At 76.1% G+C, this 4,061-nt stretch carries 7 protein-coding genes; 1 reads left to right on the top strand and 6 read right to left on the bottom strand.

Going from position 1 to position 4,061, the window contains the following annotated elements:
- Positions 1-191: 191 nt before the first annotated feature.
- Both Q6969_RS13700 and Q6969_RS13695 read right to left on the bottom strand, forming a co-directional pair.
- Positions 192-815 (bottom strand): hypothetical protein, encoded by a 624-nt coding sequence (locus Q6969_RS13700; protein WP_317230938.1) that lies wholly within the window; start codon positions 813-815, stop codon positions 192-194.
- Positions 816-938: 123 nt separating this feature from the next.
- Positions 939-1,343 (bottom strand): nuclear transport factor 2 family protein, encoded by a 405-nt coding sequence (locus Q6969_RS13695; protein ID WP_317230937.1) that lies wholly within the window; start codon positions 1,341-1,343, stop codon positions 939-941.
- A 73-nt stretch (positions 1,344-1,416) separates the two neighbouring features.
- Here Q6969_RS13695 and Q6969_RS13690 point away from each other — a divergent pair, with 73 nt between their 5' ends.
- On the top strand, positions 1,417-1,812 hold the full coding sequence (locus tag Q6969_RS13690; RefSeq protein WP_317230936.1) for a helix-turn-helix domain-containing protein: 396 nt from the start codon (positions 1,417-1,419) through the stop codon (positions 1,810-1,812).
- Here Q6969_RS13690 and Q6969_RS13685 read toward each other — a convergent pair.
- The 4 genes from Q6969_RS13685 to Q6969_RS13670 form a co-directional block, all read right to left on the bottom strand.
- Complete coding sequence (locus tag Q6969_RS13685) at positions 1,809-2,528, bottom strand: GntR family transcriptional regulator (protein ID WP_317230935.1); 720 nt, start codon at positions 2,526-2,528, stop codon at positions 1,809-1,811. The genes Q6969_RS13690 and Q6969_RS13685 overlap by 4 nt on opposite strands.
- Positions 2,529-2,543: 15 nt before the next feature.
- Entirely contained in the window at positions 2,544-3,347 is an 804-nt protein-coding gene (locus Q6969_RS13680; RefSeq protein WP_317230934.1) for a triose-phosphate isomerase family protein, read from the bottom strand.
- 4 nt (positions 3,348-3,351) lie between these two features.
- Positions 3,352-3,813: a ribose-5-phosphate isomerase gene (locus tag Q6969_RS13675; protein ID WP_094115210.1), complete on the bottom strand. Its 462-nt coding sequence runs from the start codon at positions 3,811-3,813 to the stop codon at positions 3,352-3,354.
- 25 nt (positions 3,814-3,838) lie between these two features.
- Positions 3,839-4,061: DAK2 domain-containing protein (locus Q6969_RS13670; RefSeq protein WP_317230933.1), on the bottom strand; the 223-nt coding region annotated here is incomplete at its 5' end.

The raw sequence follows: 4,061 nt of genomic DNA, 5'->3' as shown, positions 1-4,061 counted from the left end.
TCCGTCGACGGGTCCCGCGACTCCGGCACGGCACGACGGACCGCCGGGCGCACCGGCCGCCGTAAGGACGGGACCGGGACGCTCACCGGGACATCGACACCGCGGCAGGGCACGCGGGACCCGCGCCCCGCTGTGCGGGCGCGACGGGCGCATCGCCGTCGCGGGCCGGACGGCCCGCGCGGGAGGTCGGATCAGACGAGGACCGGAGGGCCCCGGTGCGGCGTCGCCGCCAGCCGGAGCCCGAGGTCCCGGAGGTCGGTGCGCTCCACGGTCGCGAGGCGGGGGAGCGGGCGGCGGAGGTGCGGCATGGGCGGCACGGGCAGGAGGAGGCGGATCGCCGCGAGGCCGTGCCGGGCGAGGCGGACGAGGTCCCAGAACGCCTGCTCGCCGTAGCGGACGGCGACGAGCGTCACGATGCCCGCGAGGACGTGGGCGGACCACATGCCCGGGCCGTCGTGCATGCCGGCCATGGAGGAGGCGGCTCCGGCGTCGGCGGCGGGGGTGATCACCGCGCGCATCGCCATGCCGTGGTGGACGCCGGCGCCGTGCACCGAGGTCGCGGATGCGGCGCCGACGGAGAAGAGGAGGTGGAAGGCGCCCTGGCTGACGGCGACGGCCACGGCCGTGCGCCAGGTGGAGAGGGTCCGGCCCGCGAGCACCATGCAGGCCGGCACGGCGAAGGCGGCTGCCAGCGCGACCCCGACGAGGCCGGGGGCCGTCCCGCCGCCGGCGGAGTGCGCGAGGGCCGCGACGAGGATGGAGACCGCGGCCGTGAGGGCACCGCGGAGCACGCGGATCCCTCTCCCGGTCATCACGATGGGCCTCCTCGGTGGCTCCCGTCCAGGATACGGGGTGGCCCCCGGCTGCCGACCCGGGGCCGGCATCCGGATCGGCATCCGGGCCGGCCCCGGGATGGGCCGCCGTCCGGGACCGTCGCGCTAGGCCGCGGCGCCCCAGAAGGCGTCCTCGGCGGCGCCGTCCTCGGAGAACAGGCGGACCTCGACGATGCGGCCGTCCCGCACCGTGAGCAGGTCGACGCCCGCCATGTCCATGGCGGCGTCGCCGCGCGACGCGTGGAAGCGGATGGCCACGGCCACGAGCTCGCCGTTCACCATGGGCGTGCCCGTGACGGCGAGCTGGAAGCTGCCCTGGCTGGCCTCCATCATGCCGCCGAGCAGGGCGCCGACCCCCGCGGTCCCGTGGTGCTGCCCGGAGAAGCGGTTGGCTCCGGGCTGGTGCCAGACGACGTCGTCGGCGAACTGCGCCATGACGGCGGGGATGTCGCCGCGGCCGAGGGCCGCGAAGTAGGTGGTGGCGACGGCGGTGGGGGTGGTGTCGGACATGGTGTCTCCTTCGTGGTCGGAGCCCCAAGGTCACAGACGGTAACCTGTTACCTCAACGTAACCGGGAGGCGCCGTGGGCGACGAGGCACCCGTCTGGGACGTGATGCTCGCGACGTGCCCGTCGCGCACGTCCCTCGCGCGGATCGCGAACAAGTGGACGGCGATGATCGTCATCGCGCTGAGCGACGGACCGCTCCGCTTCGGCGCCGTGCGGGACGCCGTCGGCGGCATCAGCGGGAAGGTGCTGACGGAGACCCTGCGCGACCTGCAGCGCGACGGCATCGTCACGCGCACCTCCTACGACGAGATGCCGCCGCGGGTCGAGTACGAGCTGACGGCCCTCGGCCTCACGCTCCGCGCGCCGCTGACGGCGCTGGGCGAGTGGGCGGAGCGGCACATCGCGGAGGTGCTCGACGCCCGCGCCGCGTTCGACGAGGGCGTCCCCGCGACACCGGGTCGTCGTCCCTAGCGGTCCTCGTCCGCCGCGTCGCGCCGCGAGCGCTCGCGCACCCGCTCGATGTGCGCGCGCATCGCGGCGGCGGCAGCGTCCGGGCCCTCGGCGACCGCGTCGATGATCGCCCGGTGCTCGTGCACCGCGTCGTCGGCGTCGTGGACGCCGGTGCGCATCGTCTGCCGCATGCGGTGCACGCGGGTGGAGATGGACTCCGACATGTCGAGGAGGAACGGGTTGCCGGTCGCCTCGAAGATGCGGTGGTGGAAGTCCCAGTCGACGACGAAGTACTCGCGGATGAGGCCCACGGGCATGTCGCCGTCCCCCGCTGCGGCGCGCACCCGGCGGGTGGTCTCCTCATGGGCCGCGAGGGCCTCCTCGAGCGCGGGGACGAGGCGGGCCGGGTCCTGGGCGGCCAGCCCCGCCGCCCCGCCCTCGAGCACGAGGCGCGCGTCGAACAGCGCCTCCAGCTGGTCCCCGGCGAGGGGCGGCGCGACCCGGTAGCCCTTGTGCGCCTCGCGGGCGACGAGCCCCGTGCGCTCCAGCTGCACGAGCGCCTCGCGGACGGGCGTGGGGGAGACGTGCAGGTCCCGCGCGATCTGGTCGATGGCGAGCCGGGAGCCGGGCTCCAGCGCCGATCCCATCAGCATGTCGAGGACGAGGTCGTAGACGCGGTCGCGCAGCCCCTGGCGCGCGGTCATCGAGGTCGCGTCGAGGGGGAGGCCGGTGGTCACCAGGACAGTCTGCCGTCAGCCGGCGGGATCCGCCGCCGGGCCGGCCACGGCGCGCGCGTGCACCTCGTCGAGCACGGCCGCGAGGGCCCGCGGATCGTGCGCGGACCGGCCGAGGAAGAGCCCGTCGACGTCGTCGCCGATGCGGGTGAGGAGCCCGGGCCCGGCGCTCCCGCCGTAGATGACCGACGATCCCGGATGCGCGGGCAGCGCGCGGACGTGCGCGCGGAGCCCGCGGCACACCTCGCGGATGTGCGCGTCGGAGGCGGGCTCGGCGGCGCCGATCGCCCAGTGCGGCTCGTAGGCGACGACGATCCGGCCGCCGTGCCCCGCATCGCGCGCGAGCGACAGCGCGTCGTCGAGCTGCCGCGCGCACTCCCGCGCGGCGTCGCCGGCAGCCTGCCGCGCCGCCTCGCCGATGCAGAGGACCGGGACCAGGGCGTTCCGGAGCGCCGCGTCGGCCTTCCGCCGGACGACCTCGTCCGTCTCCCCGAAGAGGCGCCGCCGCTCGGCGTGGCCGACCTCCACGAAGGCGCCGCCGACTTCCCGGATCTGCCCGCCCGACACCTCTCCCGTGAACGCGCCCGCGTCCTCCGAGGCGAGGTCCTGCGCGCCCACGGCGGCGACGCCCCGGAGGATCCGCCCCGCCTCCGGCACCGCCAGGTACGACGGCAGCACCACGAGCTCCGCCTGCCCGCCCGTGACCGCCGGATGCGCGCGCGCCAGCCCGGCCACGGCCGCGCACCACTCGAGGGTGGCGGCGTGGCCGAGGTACATCTTGAGGCTCACGCCGACCACGGCCGGGGTCCGGGGCGCGCCCATGCGGCTACCCGGCCTCGTACGCGCGGATCTCGTCGACCTTGTCGGCCGACGCGCTCGTCGTGTCGAACTCGTACGTCAGCCACTCGCGGACGTTCCGCCGGGCGAGCTCCAGCCCGACGACCCGCTGGCCCATGCACAGCACCTGCGCGTCGTTGGAGAGCACGCTGCGCTCCACCGAGAAGCCGTCGTGCGCGGTGACGGCGCGGATCCCAGCCACCTTGTTCGCCGCGATGGCCATGCCGAGGCCCGTGCCGCAGATCAGCAGCGCGCGGTCGGCCTCGCCGCGCGCGACCATCTCGGCCGCCGTGGTCGCGACGGTGGGGTAGTTCGTGTGCCCGTCGGCGTCGACGCCCACGTCGACCACCGAGGCGACGAGCCCGCTCGCCTCGAGGTCCGCCTTGAGGGCCTCCTTGTGGTCGTAGCCGGCGTCGTCCGCGCCGACGACGATGCGCCAGGTCCTGGTCATGATGTCCTCCTCCTGCTGGGGTCCCTCACCGGTCGGCGAGGGTGCGGCCGACGGCCGCGGTGATGAGCGCGAGCGAGACGGCGCCCGGGTCCGCGGCGCCCACCGAGCGCTCGCCGTGCGAGCGGGCGCGTCCCATGCCGGCCCGGAGCGCGGCGGTCGCGTCGGCGGCCTCCTGGGCGGCGGCGCTCGCGTCGGCCCAAGCGTCGGCGAGCGGGGCGCCGGATCCGACGCGCTCCGCGAGCACCTCG

It is taken from the genome of Clavibacter sp. MX14-G9D, assembly GCF_032917815.1.
Lineage (GTDB): Bacteria > Actinomycetota > Actinomycetes > Actinomycetales > Microbacteriaceae > Clavibacter > Clavibacter michiganensis_K.
The sequence above is the reverse complement of the archived record's forward strand: the minus strand, read 5'-3'. Positions and strand labels throughout refer to the sequence as shown.

Coding starts and splice junctions, on each gene's coding strand:
- Q6969_RS13695 (WP_317230937.1), bottom strand. CDS start 1,343: ATGTCCGACACCACCCCCACCGCCGTCGCCACCACCTACTTCGCGGCC.
- Q6969_RS13680 (WP_317230934.1), bottom strand. CDS start 3,347: ATGGGCGCGCCCCGGACCCCGGCCGTGGTCGGCGTGAGCCTCAAGATG.
- Q6969_RS13675 (WP_094115210.1), bottom strand. CDS start 3,813: ATGACCAGGACCTGGCGCATCGTCGTCGGCGCGGACGACGCCGGCTAC.